This window comes from Robertmurraya mangrovi (genome assembly GCF_034427655.1).
GTDB lineage: Bacteria > Bacillota > Bacilli > Bacillales > Cytobacillaceae > Robertmurraya_A > Robertmurraya_A mangrovi.
This window is the reverse complement of sequence record NZ_JAXOFX010000019.1, coordinates 16988-36151: the sequence shown is the minus strand read 5'-3', so window position 1 is coordinate 36151 and position 19164 is coordinate 16988. Positions and strand designations below refer to the sequence as shown.

The window sequence follows — 19164 nt, the reverse complement described above, 5'->3', positions numbered from 1 at the left end:
AGGCAGTTATGCTATCAAATATCGGAATCCCAGGATTAATTTTAGTATTGGTACTAGCTCTTATCATATTTGGTCCATCAAAATTACCAGAAGTCGGTAGAGCATTCGGAACCACTTTGAAAGAATTTAAAAAGTCTACTCGGGAATTAGTTTCTGACGAGACAGATGAGAAAAAGAAGAAGGAAGCTTAAAACTGAAGAAAATAATCTAGGAAGATATAAGGACATTCTTATGTCTTCCTTTTCATATGAGGGGTTTTGAGATGGAAGATAAAGATATACATGTGATTGCCCATTTTGAAGAGTTACGAAAAAGGTTAATGATTACGGCGATTACTTTCTTACTGTTTTTAATGGTTTCATTTGTTTTTGTAAAAGATATTTATCACTTTTTAGTGAAAGGTTTAGATTTTAAATTAGCTGTCCTTGGCCCAAGTGATATTTTGTGGGTGTATTTTATGCTTGCCTCTGTAGTTGGAATTGCGGCAACCATTCCAGTTGCTGCTCATCAGCTTTGGTTATTTGTAAAACCAGCTTTGTCAAAAAAAGAAAGAAAACTAACACTATCCTACATACCGGCGTTATTTTTACTATTTATAACTGGTATTTCATTTGGATATTTTATTCTTTTTCCACTAGTGCTTAAGTTCCTAATCACTCTATCTGGTGATATGTTCACTACATTTTTTACAACGGAAAAGTATTTTACCTTCTTAATTCATCTAACTTTGCCCTTTGGACTTCTTTTTGAGCTGCCAGTTGTTGTTATGTTTTTGACAACGATAGGCATTATTAATCCAGTTATGTTACAAAAATCAAGGAAATACGCTTACTTTGCTCTTATTGTCACAGCTGTTTTAATTACACCGCCAGACTTTATTTCTGATTTCCTTGTAACGATACCGTTGCTACTTCTTTATGAAGCGAGCATTAGTTTATCCAAAATGGTTTATAACAGAAAAATGAAGAATACGGTCGTTACACAGGAGAGTTCAATGTGATGAACTCTCTTTTTCTATGTTTTTGAACGGAATTCTTTTGGTGTAACTCCGTATTTCTTTTTAAAGGATCGTTCAAAGGAACTTAAACTACCGAAACCAGAATCAAGGGAGATGGTTGTAATGTCCTTCTTACTTTTTTGAAGAAGACTAGTTGCATTTTTTAATCGAGTTTCCCTTATATATTCATTAGGTGTCATGCCAAGATGCTCTTGAAACAGACGATAGAGATGCATCTGGCTGATTTGAAATTGAGAAGCAAGCTCCTTGTTAGAGACTTTCTCTTGATAGTTTTGATGGATAAAAGTAATAATTTTTTGTAAAGCGGGATTCCCTAAAATAGCACGATCTTTTTCCCAGATGGTTGAATGCGTTCCCTCTTGTATAGTCAGCAATAGGGAAGCTAATTCCCACTCAACTTCGCTTAATTCCATGTCTTCAAGAGAATCCTCCGAAATCATTTTAATGATTTTCTTACCTAATCGCTTTAAATGCTCTGAAGAATTTTGACCCCATTTTGCAAATTCGATTTTGTTTGAAAATCCAGTTTTATCCGCAAGAACATCAGTGAGAAGCTCTTGATTTAGACTGATGAGAAGAAGTTTAATTTTCTCATGATTAGCATAATTCCGGTGCTCTTCCCCAACCATCGTAACCGCTCGTTCCTCCAATTTTCTCGTTTCCCCATGAAACTCCATAAAAGGCTCACCAAGTAAAGGAATACTAATTTGATAAAAGGGCCCATGGTCGTGAAACTCATCTGCGGTATTTTCATTTAATTGATAAATGGATAAAGAAGATTGAGGCAAGTTGACTGATAACAATTTCATTTTAATCCCTCACTTGTAAGTCTTTAAGCAAATTATAACAAATTTTAATGGTAAAAAATGCCGAGATATGTACACTTGCCTTCTTTAAAATTAAGGTGGAGGGATTATTATGAGGATATTGAAAAATAAGGATTATACAAGATTTTTGCTAGGAGAAACGCTGGCTCTATTCGGCTACTTTACTTTACAAATGGCCATTTCATTATTTTTACTAGATATCACCGAGTCGGCGACAAAGTTTGCTTCGGCTTTTATTATTAACACCGCACCTGCTTTAGTGTTTGGTTTATTTGCAGGAGTAATAGTTGATAAAATAAATAAGAAAAAGCTTCTCGTATTTTTGGATTTACTCCGTGCAGTTGTACTTGGAGTAGCTTTCTTTTTGCCTTTAAATGAATATGCGATTTACGCACTTTTATTATTTTTAGGAACCTGTAACGTGTTCTTTACCCCAGCCTTCGTAACAGTTTTACCAAATATACTGGATAAAGAAGATTTAGTAGAAGGAAATTCCATTAAGAATACCGTTTTAGAAGGTGGAAAAGTGGCTGCTCCCATTCTAGGAGCATTGCTCTATAGTCTATTAGGAATTGAGATGGTCATCTTACTAACCTCTTTATTTTTTCTATTTTCAGCTTTTGTGTTGAAAGATTTACAGATAAAAACAAAAGAAGCAGAAAAGAACTCGAACTCCATTTTGACGGATTTAAGAGAAGGGTTCACCGTTTTTCGTGACGGCCGTTTAACATCATTAGTAATCAATGGAATGTTAACACATATCTTTTTAACCGCCATATTTTATATGGGATTTCCATTTTTGATAAAGAATGTTTTTGATGGATCCGATCTCGATGTGGGGGTTGTTGAAAGTGTTGCAACCATCGGAATCGTGTTAAGTGTCTTTGCTGTTACAGCTGTGAAAAACAAAATTACAGTGGGGCATGGGATATTTTACGGAATTATTGGAATGATTGTGACGGTGATTCCATTGTTCTTATTAGGGATAGAGGCAGTAGTGGGCTATATAAGTAGAGTTCCCATGGGACATCTAGTCTTTTTCTCAATCGTGACATTCGGTATGTTCTGGGTAAGGGGATTTTACGGTGCATTTTTCGTAGCCTTTTACCAGCAAAACGTAGAAGCGAGTAAACTAGGACGCTTTTTCTCAGTCATGTCACTATTATTCGCACTCGGTCAAATACTAGGCTATCAGTTGTTTGGGTATCTATTTGATTCGCATTCCCTAATCGTATCTATTGTCATCCTTGGAATTGGTGTAGTTTTAAAAGCAGTTGTTCACATTCCATTTATGATCTTGGATAGAAAGCAGTTGGTTGAAGTTGATATGGCTGTACGGAGTGAATCATCAACTTAATTTATTGGTAAGGGGGCTAAATATTCGTCTCCTTTTTTGTCTATAAAAATGTGAGAGTTTATAGTTGATATTTACTAGGTAATTGTACATAATTTAAACATAAGTTATACAAATGTTATTTTACACTCGTAGGAGGATCGTCGTATGTTTTTTCAATTAAAGAAAAATGACAAAGTTTATGCTCCATCCATGGATTTTCCGGCAAAAAGTAGTATTTTACATATAGAAAATCATAAAATTGCAGAGCGTACCCAATACATGGGTTTTGCAAAAGAGCATTTAATAGCCTTACAGGAAGCACAGCCAGTAGTGTTACCTCTGTTAGATGAACTATTAAATAAAGTGTTAGATCACTTGTTTCAGTTTCCACTTCTGAAAGGAATTGCGACAAGCCAAACGAGTCGCGATCGTCTATACCACGTATTTTTTCACTATTTTAAAAGTCTATTAAGTGGGGAACTGGATGATGCATACTTTGCCATGCGTAAAAGAATCGGCGGAACACATATGGGAGCGGGCCTTCCTGTTGAATGGTTTATCGCAACCTATTCAGCCATCAGCACCCTTCTCATACCTAAAATTGTAGAAGCCCTCCATAGAGAACCAGAAAAACTAACGACTGTTTTATTAGCTGTCACCCATGTCATTAACTTAGACTCCCAACTAGTAGTAGACAATTATTTACAAGCGAGAATCACGGACTTGAAACAGCTCAATGATGCGAATGAAAGCTTGCAGAGGGAGTTAAATTCCATCAGTCAAGAGGTAGCAGCTTCCGTTCAACAGACAGAGGCATCAATAAGTGAAACGAGCGGAAAAGCAGAGCAGATTAAGAGTGAAACGGAAATGACGCAGAAAAGCAGTAAAAATCTATTAAACTTAACAAACATGAATCAACATCAAATGGACGAAATGTTTACGACTTTTGAAACAGTTTTAGATGAGGTCGACACATCATTAAGTGGAATAGAATCTTTGAAAAGCATATCGGGTAAAATTATTACGATGACCAAGGGGATTGAGGACATTGCAGACCAAACCAATTTACTTGCGCTGAACGCATCAATTGAAGCTGCACGAGCGGGAGAAGAGGGCAGAGGGTTCGCTGTTGTCGCAACAGAGGTTAGAAAACTAGCAGAAAACTCGAAAAGTATGAGCAGCCAAATTAAATCACTAATTGATGACAGTGATCATCAAATCAATGACCTATTGAAACTATTAAGTTCCATGAACGAGTCCACTCAACAATCAAAAACGAAAATCCAGGATGTAAAAACAGGACTACTAACTGTAAAAATGGAGATGGAACAATACCTGGACATGTTTGACCGAAACAAACTGGATTTAGATACGATTGTCAGCTCGATTAAAGAAATTAATGAAACTATTACGAACCTTTCTGTCCTAGCTAATACACTATTAGAGAGGGCGGAGGAAGGGCGAAACTAGAGTAGTGCACCGGTCCGTTCCATGGACCGGTGTGGATTTTTTTGTTGGATTATGTCGAAAAAACGATATTCTTAAAAATTCGATGATATGTAGTTCAAAAACGATGATATATTCTCAAAACTGATGATATCTAAGCCGAAAACGATGATATCTCTAAATCTCTAGATAAAACTCATAAAAATTAAAGGAGTTAATCTATGAAATAACGAATTTATTTGGAGAAAAATTTTAAAGGAGTGATAAGATGATCGTAAAACCAAGAGAAATGCCTATTTACCTGCAAAAACTGGAAGCTTTGTATAAAAGGGTTCCTAAAACGTTACCAGAGTATCCCCACATTAAAGATAAATATAATCGGGCGATGGCTGGCTATAAAGGTGAATGCTCGATTGATTATCCACTAAGTTTTTTACCCAAAAAAACCTACTACATTCTCCATGATCTTCGTCTCCCCGTAAAAAATCGTTATTTCCAGACTGATACAATGCTTATATCGCAAAAATTCATCGTCATAATCGAAATTAAAAACATGGCAGGTAAAATCGTATTTGATACAGATTTTCACCAACTGGTTCGCTACAAAGATGACACTGAAAAAGCCTTTTCCGATCCTATAATTCAGACTAGCAATCAACAAAAGAGATTGAAAGTGTGGTTGGAACTGAATAAAGTCCCTATAAGTCCGATTGTTGCTCTAGTAGTCATTAGCAACCCTAACACAACCATTGATTCGACAGACAGAAAGCATTTACCTCAAAAAGTAATCCACCGTGATTATCTCCCCACAAAGATAGAAGAACTAGAGAAGTCCTTTCAAAAGACGATTTTTACAGAAAAAGAAATAAAATCGATCATCCGTCAATTAAAAAAACAACATACTCCAAAAAATCCAGCTATTTTAGAAGAGTTTAAGCTCACAAAAGACCAATTAATTAAAGGGATTCAATGCGAAAAATGTTCTTTCATCCCTCTACAAAGAGCAAACAATAAATGGATTTGTCCCCAATGCACTTCTACCACTAAAGACGGTCATCTAGCAGCATTAAAGGACTATCAACTTTTAATAAATTCCTCGATAACTAATAGTGAGCTGCGGGATTTTCTACAAAACGATTCAGCGAATTTAGCTAGAAGAATCCTCTCCTCTATGAATTTACCCTATACTGGAACAAATAAAGGCAGAGTTTACACCTTGAATTTATAAAGCTTGTTTTCGCATAAGGCTGCATGAAGTGATCCTTTCTTAAGCAATTTTTGACTTAAAACAACCTCTTCACACATCTTTAATAAATTGTTCATAGTTAATTCATAACCTTTGGAAATAATATGCAAGTAACCAATTATAAAGGAGGATTTTTATGAATAAAAAAACAATGATGTTTGCTTTGTCAGCGGTTTTGATGGGTGGAGTGTTTAATGCTGTTCCGGTGTTTGCGTCGAAAAATCTATCGGTGGTTGCCCAAACAAATGAGAAGGATGAATTTTCTCATGGTCACCATCACCAACACCGTATGTCTCGAGAACATTTAGAAGAAAAGGCAAAAACACTAGGCATTAATCCTGAAGGAAAAGAAATGGAAGAGTTGGCAAAACAGGTTCGAGAGGAATGGCTTAAAAAGAAGGCAAAAGAACTTGGAATAAAAACAGAAGGCAAGAACTCGGAAACAATTTCAAAAGAAATTAGAGAGGCCATTATTAAAAAGAAAGCAGAGTCACTAGGCATTAAAACAGAAGGAAAGACAGGTAAAGAATTATTTCAAGAGGTAAGAAAACATATCGTTAAGAAGAAAGCTGCAGAACTAGGAATCACAACAGACGGTAAAGACACAGATACGTTAGCAAAGGAAATTCGTACAAAAGAGGTTACGGATGAAGCGAAATTATTAGGAATTACCACCGAGGGAAAATCATTAGATAAGCTATCGGAGGAAGTTAGAGAAACCAAACTTAATAAAGTAGCCAAAGAGCTAGGAATTAAGACAGAAGGAAAAGATTATCACACTCTTATGCGCGAAGTGATAGATGGCCAAGTTAAAAAAGATGCCAAAGAGCTAGGAATTAAAACAGACGGTAAAGATACAAGAGAGCTTGTGAAAGAAGTACAGAAAATAAAAATTCAAAAAACAGCTACGGAACTAGGACTTAACATTGAAGGTAAAACAACTGAGGAACTTTTTGAGGAAATCATGACAAAGCACAGAGATCGAGCTGAAGAGTTAAATTTATTTCCTTTTCAAAAAAAGGATGAGTTCTTTTGGGGAAATAAAAAGGATCACCATCATCACTTTTATAAATAGGCTATTTTCATAATAAAAACTCTCAAAGAGTAAAAGCAAAAGCTTCTACTCTTTTTTTTTGTTTAGTATAAATTTCTCGCATTGTAGATAATTTTTTATATTAATTGTCCACGTCCAGCTCCAGCGCTTTTGTTCTGGGAAGTGTGACATTGACATCAATACCATTTATAAGCATAAAGTCCATGATTTTGTAAAAACTAAATTTATGAAATCAGGCTGTCTAAATGGCCAGTTACTAATTTTTAGGATGATTATAATGGTAACCATTAGTTTTGCAATCTTATTAACTTGCTTAATTGGTTTAATAGCGATTATAGATACATTTATTTATCAGAGCTCTTTCCTATACCCACTTCTAACAATCTTGAGGATTAATCCCGGGACGAATAAATGGATGGTTTATTTTGGACTAGGAATTGGACTCATCTCTAGTTTGATAGTCGATTATCGGTTAAAAAAAGAAAAAGGATTAAATAAAAATAACTAATATGAAGAACAATCTCGTCGAAAAAGTGTCCTTATTTCAATTATTTATCCTTATTTATATTTTTGAATTAGGTAGTGCGGTAGTTGTAGGAATTGGTGGAGAAGCGAAGCAGGATGCCTGGATAGCAGAGTGCATTGGGACGGTTTGTGGAGTAGGAATCACCGGTTTTTACGTGTATATATTAAAGAAGTTACCGGGTAAAAATTTATTTGAAATTCTTATTTTTACATTTGGGAAATGGATTGGCAGAGCGGTTATCTTCCTTTATATCGTTTACTTTTTTTATATTGCTGCAAGGGTGTTAAGAGACTTTTGTGAATTGATGTCATCAACGATTTTTGAGAAGACACCTATCGAAGTCATCGCTCTGACAATGATGATGGTCATTGTTTATATGATTTATTTAGGGTTGGAGGTAATGGGGAGAACTAGTGAAATTTTTATCCCTTATATCTTCTCGTTTGCTCTTATTATTGGATTATTAGTTTTTTTGACTGGTGAAATAGAGTTTAACAACTTGTTGCCTATATTCGGGGAGGGATTTGGCCCCATTTTAAAAGTCGTCTTCCCTGGATTCATTACTTTTCCTTATGGAGAGATGATTGCGTTTACTCTTATCATTCCGTATGCAACAAAATTTGCGAATGCAGGAAAAACTAGCATGATAGCTGTTTTGGCAAGTGGAATAACGTTAGTCTATACCATGATTCTTCAATTAACAACACTTGGACCGGAGATGAGGGAACGGGCTAATTTTCCAACGTTATCAGCAGCTAGAGAAATCTCATTGCTTGATTTTATAGAACGGGTCGATTTAGTCGTTGTATTTATCGTTATGTTCGGAATTATTGTGAAGGTTAGTGTGTTCTTTTTTGGAGGATTAAAGGGGCTTGAAATCATATTTAACCGGCCATATCGAACAATGGTTGTACCAATGGGAGCCATCATTGCCTTTATTACTATTGTTATAAGTGAAAATTACGCTGAGCATATACAAGAAGGGGTAAAAGTTGTTCCCATGTATTTGCATATACCTTTTCAATTCTTATTTCCACTCACCCTATTGCCTTTTCTAATCTACAAAATCAAAAAACAACAAAAGGAGAAACAGCAATGAGTTTGCGTCAGCTTTTGTTTAGGAGGAAGAAAAATAAACAGGCTAATAAAACCACAGAGAAGGAATTATTCCAGGATGAGAGTATAGAGAAAAATTTTTATCGAGATTTAGAGACCAACAAAAGTGAAATAAACAAGTTATTTGTACAAACGTTTGACTTTGAAATGAAAGATATAAAGCTAGGGAAACAAAAAGCTTGTATTTGTTATCTTGAGTCGATGCTGGATACGAACGAGTTATCCAATAAGGTGCTAAACTCTATTAATAAATCGATTTCACATGAGATTAATGATATTGAAACAGTAAGAGATGAGTTCTTCCCTACCGTCCCTTATCAGTACGTTGAAAATCTACATCAAGTTACTTGGAATGTGTTAAATGGTCAAGCCGTTTTATTAGTGGATGGAATTACGAAAGCTCTCACTTTTAAAATCGGGGGTACAGAGCAGAGAGCTATTACGGAACCAAGTACTCAAACTATTTTAAGGGGTCCAAAAGATGGATTTATAGAGGACATTAGTACAAATATTAGTTTAATAAGAAAAAGAATAAAAAATCCAAGACTAAAATTTGAACGATACCATCTTGGTACAGATACAAAAACGACTGTCAACATTAGTTACATTGAAAATATCACCAATCAAGATATTTTGGATGAAGTAAGAAAAAGGATTAAAAAAATAGAAGTGGGTGGAGTTTTAGATTCTGGAAACATAGAAGAATTCATTACCGACAAAACCCTTACTCCTTTCCCACTAGTCTTTAATACAGAGAGACCAGATACAATTGCCGGCCACTTATTAGAGGGCAAGGTTGCCATTATGATTGATGGTTCCCCTTTTGCCCTATCAGTTCCAGGAGTACTAGTAGATTTTTTTGAATCGTCAGAAGATTATTATCAACCTTATTTTATGGCGAGCTTTATACGGATGGTTCGCTATATCTCTTTTATGATTGCTTTAGTTCTACCGTCCTTATATGTGGCCCTATCTACTTATCATCACGAATTAATGCCAACGCAATTATTAATTAGTATTCAAGCCCAAAGAGAGGGAGTTCCATTCCCTGCAGTAATCGAAATCTTAGTAATGGAACTTACCTTTGAAATTTTAAGAGAAGCGGGGATAAGAATGCCAAGGGCTGTTGGACAAACGGTATCCATTGTTGGGGCCTTAGTTATCGGACAGGCTGCTGTTGAAGCAGGGCTAGTCTCAAATGTACTCGTCATTATTGTTGCGTTAACGGCTATCGCAAGCTTTGTGTCACCTATTTATAACTTCTCAATATCAACTAGATTATTAAGATTCATATTAATCTTAATGGCGGCAGGTCTTGGTTTATATGGAATCCTTTTATTCTTAATTCTAATGGTTATCCATTTAGTAAGTTTACGTTCTTTTGGGATCCCATATTTAACTCCAGTAGCACCTTTTCAGCTAACCGAGCAGAAGGATGTTTTTGTAAGATTTCCTATTTGGTCAAATAAAAGAAGACCTACTTATTTAAAAACCAAATCTCCTATAAAGATTAAAGGGAATCCTTCTCCTTCCCCACCAACCTCAGATAATGGGTGATGTAATGAATAGAAAGCTATTGGTGATTATATCTTTGGCGACATTAATATTGGCAGGATGTTGGGATCGTGTTGAACTCAATGATGTTTCAATTGTATCAGGTCTTGCCGTTGACCCAGGTGAAGAAAAAAGATATATGGTTACGATTGAGATTGTGAATGCACCTCCCTTTTCGAAACAAGGCGGCGGAGATAGTGCTCCGGTTATCACTTTTACTTTAGAAGGCGATACGATGGCGGAAATTCTACAAAGAATGAATATTGGTGTAACAAGGCAACTAATTTTTTCTCATACAAGGGTACTATTTATTAGTGAAGAGATAGCAAGGCAAGGTGTTATTGGTTTTTTAGAGTATCTAGAGAGAAGTGGAGAATTTCGAAATGACTTTAATATTCTAATTACTAGAGGAAAACCTGCACGTGATTTTTTGAAGATTACGTATCCCCTTCAAAAAATACCCTCTATGAAGGTTCATAAACAAATTCAGACGTTCGTAAAGGAGTGGGGAGGGGATCCAAATATTCGACTAACCGATTTTGTCTCAGCAATTACATCACAAGGGAGAACACCAGTAACGGGGTCAGTAATCTTAAAGGGAGATGTAAATAAAGGGGCAACTAATGAAAACAATACCAACCTTGAACCAAAGGCACTGGTAGAAATGGAGGGTATTGCTGTTTTTGATAATGAGAAGCTAAAGGGATTTCTTACCCTAGAGGAGAGTAGAAATTATTTCTGGACACAAGAACTCGAAGAAACAACCTTGAGTATTCCTTGTGATGATGGAGAAGAAGAGGGGGAAAATTATAATGCTCTTAAAGTAGTACATACACACTCTAAGATTAATGTTGAATATCGTGGAAGTCAGCCAGTTGTAAAGGTCCAAGTAAATGCTGATACCGAATTATTGACGACGCAGTGTAGAAAAGACTTAACTCAATTACAAACGTATAAAGAGTATGAAAGAGATGCAGGGAAGTATGTGGCTGAAAATATTAGAAATACAATAATCAAGGTTCAAGATGAGTTTGGTGTAGACATTTATGGATTCGGAGAGGCTCTTCATAGAAGTGATAATAAAAAATACAAACAAGTGAAAGATGATTGGAATGAAGAGTTTAGGAGAGCAGATGTAGAAGTAGATGTTGATATCTTCTTAAGAAGGTCGGGTATAAGAACGAAATCATTTTTAACGGATTTGCCTAAAACAGAAGAGAATGAGTAGGATTCCTCTGATTTTGGTAGACATCCGCTGTATGATAGGCTAGTATCAATAATAGTTTTTAATCATGTCTCGGAACAAATATACGAGTGACAAGTAAGGTGGTACTTTTATGAGTGTGGCTATATTAAATGAAGTAAAGCCGTTTATACAAGCGGTATGGGAAAAAGAAGGATTCGGGCAGCCTACTTCGATTCAAGCAGCTGCAATCCCTGTCATTTCTAAAGGGAAAGATGTTATTGCTGAATCTCCAACAGGAACAGGTAAAACTCTAGCCTATTTATTACCTATTTTAAATAAAATTGACCCAGAGAAGAGAACGGTTCAAGCAGTCATCCAAGCTTCCTCACAAGAACTAGTGATGCAAATTTTATCAGAGGTACAAAAGTGGGGAGAGGGAAGTGGTATCCGTGCCGCTTCATTCATCGGAGGAGCTAATGTTAAGAGACAGCTGGAGAAATTAAAGAAAAGTCCTCAGATTATTATCGGGACTCCTGGTAGAACGCTAGAACTGATAAAGCAAAAGAAGATTAAAATGCACGAAGTAAAAACAATTGTGTTGGATGAAGGAGACCAGTTATTAACTCCGGAGCACTTGCCAACTATTAAAGAGATTATAAAGTCATCCCTTGCTGACAGGCAAGTAGTTTTATTCTCAGCCACTTTGACAGACCATGCTGTAAAAATAGCAAGAGAACTAACATCTGATGCCGAAGTGATTAAAATTGAGAAGGATGAAACCATACAATCAGCAGCTGTGGGTCATATTTATTTTCCTGCTGAGCAAAGAGAAAAAATTAAATTACTAGAGAAGATTTCCCGTCTTGAGGGAGTCAAGGCATTAGTGTTTATTAAAGATATTGGGAGCTTAACTGTTACTCATGAAAAGCTTGCCTTTAGTGACATTCATGCATCGCTTCTTCATAGTGATTTAAATAAAGATAAAAGAAAAAATGCACTTAAAGACTTTAGAACAGGAAAGACAAATATGCTCCTAGCAACAGACGTTGCAGCTAGAGGGTTAGATATTAAAGGTGTTACACATGTTGTCCATTATGATTTTCCAAAGGACCTTTCTCAGTACGTTCATCGCTCAGGAAGAACAGGCCGTTTTGGTGCAGAGGGAACTGTTATTTCATTAGTGACTGAGCGTGAAGAAAGAGAACTAAAGAAGTACTGCCGTGAGATAAATGTGGAACCTCAGAAGAAGAGGTTTTATAAAGGTCAAATAGAGGATAGCCAAGCTTAAATCATGTTTGATAAATAATGAAATACGTGCTCAATGGACCTTGGGGGTCTCTTTTCCTGGGGTCTATTTGCTATTAGTTCCGTTTAATGTACATAAATTTTTACAGTCTGCCTGTTAGAAAAAAATTCGAGGTGAATCAATATGAAAAGTGGAGTAATTAGTCTAGGAGAGGCATTAATTGATTTTATCCCAATGGATGAAACAAACCTTGTCTATCAAAAAAGTCCTGGAGGAGCACCTGCGAATGTTTCAGTAGGAGTGGCCAGACTAGGACTGCCTTCAGCATTTTTAGGGAAAGTTGGACAAGATATTCTCGGCAAATTTTTAAAAGAAACGTTAGAAGGTTATGGAGTAAATACAACGACAATGGCCATGAGTGAGGAAGCTAGAACAGGAGTTGTATTCGTTACCCTTGGTGAAGGCGGGGAAAGAAGCTTTGACTTTTACATTAACCCAAGTGCAGATACCTTTTTATCCACGGGTGATATAAAAGAAAGTGATTTCAACTCTGCTCGAATTCTGCATTTTGGTTCCATTTCGCTCATTCATGAACCATCTAAGTCCGCTACGCTAAAAGCTATAGAACTTGCCAAGAAGAACGGTGTGCTCATTTCATATGACCCGAACCTGAGATTGGGATTATGGGAAAGTGAAGAACAGGCCAAAGAGAGTATTATGGAGCTTCTATCTGAGGCAGATATTTTAAAGATTTCTGAAGAAGAGCTAGAATTTTTAACAGGTGAGAAAGAAATTGACAAGGGAATTGAAAAGCTGGCTCCTTATCATATTCCCTTTATTGCCATTACCTTAGGGGCAGAGGGAAGTGTTCTAGTAACGCAAGCGGGTAAAGTGGAGGTTTCCGCTATGAAGGTGGAGGCTGTGGACACAACGGGTGCGGGAGACGCATTTGTTTCTGGGATGCTTTATTGTCTTCATGAGCGAGAAAAAGGTTTAGAGGATTGGAGTCTAGAGGAAATGAAAGAGCTAGGTCGCTTTGCCAGTGTTTCAGGGGCTTTAGCTGCTTCAACGAAAGGTGCTATGACAGCTCTTCCAACACTTGAAGAAGTGAGAACCATCTTATCCCGTTAATAAGTATATTAGAGGGCATCCATATAATAAGGATGTCCTTTTCTAGCTTTGAGTAGGTATCCAGTATTTTTTATTTGACGGAATTGCTAGAATATTTTATAAATAAAGCATCACAAGATGAAGGGGAACACTTTTACTATGGAAAACTCACGCCTAAAGAAATTACATGATGAATGGCTAGTTGAAGCAACAATAGATGAAATTCAAGAGAAACTAGCTAATGGTGAAATATCATCAAAAGATCTAGTGTTAATGTATCTATATCGAATTGGCCAGTATGATAAAGACAAAATTAATTCTATCTTAGAAGTAAATCCAGAAGCACTACACATTGCAGCAGCTCTTGATGCAGAAAGAAAAACAAAAGGTCCAAGAGGCCCTCTTCACGGAATACCGGTGCTAGTAAAAGATAACATAGATACAGCTGATCACATGCATACTAGTGCAGGTTCTCTTGCTCTTGAGAACTCTTATGCCCTTGAAGATTCGCATGTTGCTAGCTTACTTCGCGAGGCAGGGGCCATTATTCTAGGGAAAACGAATATGACAGAATGGGCTAATTTTATGACTGAAGGAATGCCTAGCGGTTATAGCTCTAGGGGCGGACAAGTCTTAAACCCGTATGGACAAGGGAAATTTGATGTAGGTGGGTCAAGTGCAGGTTCCGGTGCGTCGATTGCGGCAAACCTCGCTACCGTTGCAGTAGGTACGGAAACTTCAGGTTCGATTTTAAGTCCTGCAAGTCAAAATTCCTTAGTCGGAATTAAACCGACAGTCGGTTTAGTAAGCAGAAGAGGGATCATTCCTATTGCTCATAGCCAAGACACGGCTGGACCAATGACAAGAACGGTAAAAGATGCAGCTTACTTACTGAATGTCTTAACGGCTCATGACGATAGAGATCCGATTACATTAACGAATGCGAAATTAGTCAATGTAGACTTTACTCAGTTTTTAAACCCTGAAGGATTAAAAGGGGCACGTGTAGGAATAGCAAGAGAAACGTATTTTGACTACTTAAAAGATGGACAGAAGGTAGTGTTGGAGCAAGCCATTGAGAAGCTTAAAGAACTTGGTGCTGACGTTATTGAAAATATAGTGATTCCTTCCACCAAATATGAGTGGAGCTATGATGTACTTGGGTATGAATTCAAGTCTGATCTTAATGCATACCTTAAGGGCCTTCCGTCGTACGTCCGTGTACGCACGCTTAAAGATGTCATTGACTTTAATAATCAAAACAGTGAGCGAACTTTAAAGTATGGCCAAAAAATATTAGAAGAAGCGGAAGCTACATCTGGAACCTTGACAGAGGAAAAATATCTTCAGGCTTTAGAACAAGATATATACCATTCCACTGAACAAGGAATTGATTTTGTATTAGCAGAACACCAGTTGGATGCAATTTTGTTCCCTAATAACTTTGGTGCTGGTATCCCAGCAAAAGCTGGATATCCATCCATCACCGTCCCAGCTGGTTATACAGAAGAAGGAGAGCCAGTGGGAATTACTTTTACTAGCCATGCTTTTAGTGAAGGAAAGTTAATCGAGCTAGGATATGCATTTGAACAAGGGACCAACCACCGTAAACCACCTGAGTTATAAGTTAAAATCTGGTCTATAGCAATATTGTATAAGGCGATTCTCGGTAACCCATACTACCATTGAAGTATCCAAAAAGGAGACGAGGTACATGGGAAGAACCAAACTTGGAAATGCTAACGCACAAAGGAACAATAACAAAAAACGAGGAAAAACTAGCTCAGAACTAGTTGAATTCTCAACAACAGAAAAAGATGAAATCATCCCTAACAAACCAGTAGGGAAATAGGATCGTTATTTTTATCCCCTCATAATTGGAGGGGATATTTTATTTACTATATGGTTATATTTTTAGGGCCATTTTCTTAAGATTTTAATCTTAACTACATTAGAACACCTGAGTTGATTGTAGCGGAAGGCACTTGACTCCAGCAGGAAATAGAGAGAATGGGAGACCCCACAGGCGGTAACGCCGAGGAGGCTCCCATCTCTCCCTGCGGAAAGCAAGTGCCTGGAGCGGAAAGGAACGGGCAACATAATTAAGTCTTTTAGAAATAGAAAGGTTGGTAACTTTTTACTTATCAATTTCGCCCTAATAACTTACTTTTAACCCATATAATGGATATCCAAATTCACGTTTTGTCCATGTTAAATAGGTCCATAATCAGCTATAATTAGAAAAAATAACCGAAAAAGGCAAACTTGTTGAAAAGCAAGGACGCAAAGCTATGGGCCTAAACGAGCAATGTTGCTTGCATGGTTGCCAAGCTGCCGGACTCCTTCAAAGGATGTCTTGGCATCAATGGAGGAGTAGACAACATGAACAGTAGAATCAACAAACTTAGCCTCATTTTCTTATTAGGACTTGGATTAATGCTATCAACCATACCTTCAAAAGCAGAAGCAAACGTTAGGGCACCACTCTCAACATGGCTATGGGATACAGCTAAAATCCAGACTAAAGGTGATGAAATACTTAGCTTTTTAGAAAAGCAAAATGTGAAACAAGTATACCTACAAGTCAACTCACAAATTCCCGTATCCGCCTATAAACAGTTTATAAGCAAAGCTTCTAGAAAATATATAAAAGTTCATGCATTAGATGGGGCACCTGATTGGGTCTCACCAAATGGTGGACAACATTTAAAAAGCATGTTTGACTGGCTTCGTGCTTATCAAAGACAAGCTTTACCACAAGAACGTTTTTCCGGTGTTCATCTTGATGTTGAACCATATTTACATTCTAGTTGGAACTCGGATTATGATAACTCAGTACTGGCTTATCAAAAAATGCTTTCTAATGCCAAGGTCTATTCGGGGCAATTAAAATTACCTCTTGGAGCAGATATCCCCTTTTGGTTTGATGAAAAAATGTACAATAATTCTTACGGCAAAGGGGACTTAGCGAGCTGGGTCATTCGAAATGTTCATTATATCTCAATTATGGCCTATAGAGATCAAGCAGTAGGTCCAAATGGAATTATTGAGTTAGTAAAAAACGAAGTGAACCTAGCAAATAAACTAGGAAAAGCTATCATCATCGGAGTTGAAACAGGACAATCCTATGAAGCTCAATATGTGAGCTTTTATGAAGAGGGGCAAGCATATATGTTTAATCAGTTACAGCTTGTTCAATCAGCTTACTCTAAAGTTAGAAATGTATCGTTTGCGATTCACTATGTAGATAGTTGGATGGCAATGAAGCAGTAAACGTCAGGCCGGATACGGTCTGGCTCTTTTTTTGGCAATAAATAATAAAATTACCAAAATTTATTATCTACTACCTTGCAATGTTCACTACTGTATATTATTATAGTAGCTGTGGAAAATATTACTAAGTATTAGTGGCTATTGATTAATATCTAATAGTGATTAAAACAGAGTAGAGGATGTGTATTCCTTGAATGTGCAATTTAAAAAAGGTGTTCTCGAGTTGTGTGTGTTAATTCTGATTTCAAAAAAAGATCAGTATGGATATGAATTAGCTCAAAATATCTCGAATAAGATTGAGGTGGCTGAAGGAACACTTTATCCGTTATTAAGAAGGTTAACAAAAGAGGATTACTTTACAACTTATTTAGCAGAATCTACTGAAGGACCTCCTAGAAAATATTATTCAATTACAGATAAAGGCAACGAATATATGAAAGATTTAGTAGATGATTGGAAGCAATTCTCTAATGCAGTAAATCAATTTATTGAGGAGGGACTTCATCATGAATAATGAATTTTTAAAAAGACTTGAGACACTGTTAAGTAAAGTTCCAGAAAGTGATCGACGGGAAATGCTATACGATTATGAGGAACACTTTCAAATAGGTTTAGCCAATGGGAAAAGTGTGGAAGAGTTAACGGCTGAATTAGGAGATCCGTATGTCATAGCGAGAGATTTACTGGCTGATTATCGAGTAGGTAAGGATGAAGTTGTACAACAGACAGAGGAGCAAGTTCAAGAACAAGTACAACCTTTTCAAGAACAAATTCAACCAGAACAACAACCGCAACCTAGCCAACAAGAAGTAAACAGTAAAGAATTAACTATGGATGAAAAAGCAGAGCTGGCAGCACTTAAAGCTGCACTCTATAAACCAGCACCTATTCCAACTCCGATGGGAACATCTGAGCCGACAAGATCAACATCAGGTCGTAGTGCGTTTGGTTCTTTCATGGTAGGAATGAGTTTACTGTTGTTTAATCTTATTTTTATCGTAGGACCGGCAGCAGGAATATTTGCAGCTTATATTTCTATTTGTGCAGTAGCCCTTGTGTTTACTTTGTCACCTTTAGTGCTTATTTCTTCCTCGTTTCTAGGTTTTAGCCACGAAAGTTTAGCGGTAAACTTTTTCGTATCACTCGCTTTAACTAGTTTAGGTATGTTAATGGGAATCGGTATGATGTATGTTGGAAAATATTTATTTAAGGGATTAGCAGGGTATACAAAATTAAACGTTAGAATGGTGAGAGGAGGTAGAGCGGCTTGAAAAAATTTGTCCTAACATTAGTTGTACTATTTGTTATTGGAGTCGCAGGAACACTTGTTACTCTAAATGTGTCAGGTGGATTCTCCCTAGAAAAATATGATGTAAACGATAAGGTAACGGTTAATAATCAAAATATTAATGATATCAACATCAAGTTATCATCAACTGACATTACTGTACTACCTACATCAGAAAATGAGATTTCAGTAGAATTAAAGGGAAAAATTAGTAAGAGGTTAAAAAATGATTTGAAACTTGATGTTAAAGAAAAGGGTAATACTTTAGATATATCATTGTCAGGGGAAGATCAAATCAAGTTTAATATTGGAGTTCTTATTGTTGAAACCGAGGTAAACGTTTTATTGCCTGAAAAAATCTATGAATCTATAAATGTTCACACTTCTTCAGGAGAGATTGCGATTGAAGGGCTTCAATCAAAGGACTTTATTCTAGATGTGAGCTCAGGTGAGATTATTGCTGAAGATTTAAAAGCGGAAAGAATAATGAAATTTAGTGCTACTAGTGGCGAGATTAGAACAAAGAATACTACCGCTGAGAAAATTGAATTTGAAGCCAGTAGCGGAGATTTCATTGTTCAAGATCAAAACTCGAAGGAGTCTACTTTTATTGTTTCGTCAGGTGATATGCAACTAACGGATGTAACAGGAAATATCCAATTGGAGGCTTCGTCAGGAAGTATTTCCATATCAAACAAAGAAGTATCTGGTAACATTACAGCTGATATCACAAGCGGTGATGTAGAGGTGGAATTTAGAAACAAACCTACTTCTCTTGCCATTGATTTTCACGCAAGCTCTGGTGATGGAGTTGTGAATTTAGATGGAGTGACTTATGAGGAAAATTCCGAAAATCGTATTATTGGAAAAATTGGTACTGGAGAATATTCCGTACGAGTAAATGCTTCTTCTGGAGACTTTGTCTTACGTTAATCAAA

At 36.6% G+C, this 19164-nt stretch carries 19 protein-coding genes and 1 riboswitch; of the genes, 18 read left to right on the top strand and 1 reads right to left on the bottom strand.

Annotation, left to right across the window (positions count from 1 at the left end; all coding sequences use genetic code 11):
- Positions 1 to 8 precede the first annotated feature (8 nt).
- Together SM124_RS20160 and tatC are read left to right on the top strand one after the other, a co-directional pair.
- Positions 9 to 191, top strand: coding sequence for a twin-arginine translocase TatA/TatE family subunit (locus tag SM124_RS20160; protein ID WP_322448340.1), 183 nt, complete (start codon positions 9 to 11; stop codon positions 189 to 191).
- 71 nt (positions 192 to 262) lie between these two features.
- Positions 263 to 1000 (top strand): twin-arginine translocase subunit TatC, encoded by a 738-nt coding sequence (gene tatC / locus SM124_RS20155; protein ID WP_322448339.1) that lies wholly within the window; start codon positions 263 to 265, stop codon positions 998 to 1000.
- 14 nt (positions 1001 to 1014) lie between these two features.
- Here the strand turns inward: tatC and SM124_RS20150 are convergent, their stop codons facing one another.
- On the bottom strand, positions 1015 to 1827 hold the full coding sequence (locus SM124_RS20150) for an AraC family transcriptional regulator (protein WP_322448338.1): 813 nt from the start codon (positions 1825 to 1827) through the stop codon (positions 1015 to 1017).
- Positions 1828 to 1936: 109 nt separating this feature from the next.
- On the opposite strand from SM124_RS20150, the gene SM124_RS20145 reads away from it, so the two are divergent.
- The 16 genes from SM124_RS20145 to SM124_RS20070 all read left to right on the top strand — a co-directional run bounded on the left by SM124_RS20145 (position 1937) and on the right by SM124_RS20070 (position 19159).
- Positions 1937 to 3202, top strand: coding sequence for an MFS transporter (locus SM124_RS20145; RefSeq protein WP_322448337.1), 1266 nt, complete (start codon positions 1937 to 1939; stop codon positions 3200 to 3202).
- Positions 3203 to 3346: 144 nt separating this feature from the next.
- A complete protein-coding gene (locus SM124_RS20140; protein WP_322448336.1) occupies positions 3347 to 4651 on the top strand; it encodes a methyl-accepting chemotaxis protein in 1305 nt (434 codons plus the stop codon).
- A 244-nt stretch (positions 4652 to 4895) separates the two neighbouring features.
- Positions 4896 to 5855 (top strand): nuclease-related domain-containing protein, encoded by a 960-nt coding sequence (locus SM124_RS20135; RefSeq protein WP_322448335.1) that lies wholly within the window; start codon positions 4896 to 4898, stop codon positions 5853 to 5855.
- Between the two features lie 154 nt (positions 5856 to 6009).
- Positions 6010 to 6948: a hypothetical protein gene (locus SM124_RS20130; RefSeq protein WP_322448334.1), complete on the top strand. Its 939-nt coding sequence runs from the start codon at positions 6010 to 6012 to the stop codon at positions 6946 to 6948.
- A gap of 256 nt (positions 6949 to 7204) precedes the next feature.
- The gene (locus SM124_RS20125) at positions 7205 to 7435 is read left to right on the top strand and encodes a hypothetical protein (RefSeq protein WP_322448333.1); all 231 of its coding nucleotides are present in this window, start codon (positions 7205 to 7207) and stop codon (positions 7433 to 7435) included.
- Position 7436: 1 nt separating this feature from the next.
- Positions 7437 to 8552, top strand: coding sequence for a GerAB/ArcD/ProY family transporter (locus SM124_RS20120; protein ID WP_322448332.1), 1116 nt, complete (start codon positions 7437 to 7439; stop codon positions 8550 to 8552).
- On the top strand, positions 8549 to 10126 hold the full coding sequence (locus SM124_RS20115; protein WP_322448331.1) for a spore germination protein: 1578 nt from the start codon (positions 8549 to 8551) through the stop codon (positions 10124 to 10126). The genes SM124_RS20120 and SM124_RS20115 overlap by 4 nt, the downstream gene beginning before the upstream one ends.
- 4 nt (positions 10127 to 10130) lie before the next feature.
- Positions 10131 to 11351, top strand: coding sequence for a Ger(x)C family spore germination protein (locus SM124_RS20110; RefSeq protein WP_322448330.1), 1221 nt, complete (start codon positions 10131 to 10133; stop codon positions 11349 to 11351).
- 109 nt (positions 11352 to 11460) lie between these two features.
- Complete coding sequence (locus SM124_RS20105) at positions 11461 to 12597, top strand: DEAD/DEAH box helicase (protein ID WP_322448329.1); 1137 nt, start codon at positions 11461 to 11463, stop codon at positions 12595 to 12597.
- Between the two features lie 141 nt (positions 12598 to 12738).
- On the top strand, positions 12739 to 13686 hold the full coding sequence (locus tag SM124_RS20100; RefSeq protein WP_322448328.1) for a carbohydrate kinase family protein: 948 nt from the start codon (positions 12739 to 12741) through the stop codon (positions 13684 to 13686).
- 138 nt (positions 13687 to 13824) lie between these two features.
- The gene (locus tag SM124_RS20095) at positions 13825 to 15291 is read left to right on the top strand and encodes an amidase family protein (RefSeq protein ID WP_322448327.1); all 1467 of its coding nucleotides are present in this window, start codon (positions 13825 to 13827) and stop codon (positions 15289 to 15291) included.
- 88 nt (positions 15292 to 15379) lie between these two features.
- Positions 15380 to 15517: a protein YpzF gene (gene ypzF / locus SM124_RS20090; RefSeq protein WP_322448326.1), complete on the top strand. Its 138-nt coding sequence runs from the start codon at positions 15380 to 15382 to the stop codon at positions 15515 to 15517.
- A 396-nt stretch (positions 15518 to 15913) separates the two neighbouring features.
- Positions 15914 to 16004, top strand: a riboswitch (cyclic di-GMP riboswitch).
- A gap of 43 nt (positions 16005 to 16047) precedes the next feature.
- Positions 16048 to 16938 (top strand): amidase, encoded by an 891-nt coding sequence (locus tag SM124_RS20085; protein WP_322448325.1) that lies wholly within the window; start codon positions 16048 to 16050, stop codon positions 16936 to 16938.
- Positions 16939 to 17128: 190 nt separating this feature from the next.
- The gene (locus tag SM124_RS20080; RefSeq protein WP_322448324.1) at positions 17129 to 17452 is read left to right on the top strand and encodes a PadR family transcriptional regulator; all 324 of its coding nucleotides are present in this window, start codon (positions 17129 to 17131) and stop codon (positions 17450 to 17452) included.
- The gene (locus SM124_RS20075; protein ID WP_322448323.1) at positions 17445 to 18209 is read left to right on the top strand and encodes an HAAS signaling domain-containing protein; all 765 of its coding nucleotides are present in this window, start codon (positions 17445 to 17447) and stop codon (positions 18207 to 18209) included. Before SM124_RS20080 ends, SM124_RS20075 begins: the two co-directional genes overlap by 8 nt.
- A complete protein-coding gene (locus tag SM124_RS20070) occupies positions 18206 to 19159 on the top strand; it encodes a DUF4097 family beta strand repeat-containing protein (protein WP_322448322.1) in 954 nt (317 codons plus the stop codon). The genes SM124_RS20075 and SM124_RS20070 overlap by 4 nt, the downstream gene beginning before the upstream one ends.
- The last annotated feature ends 5 nt before the right edge of the window (positions 19160 to 19164 follow it).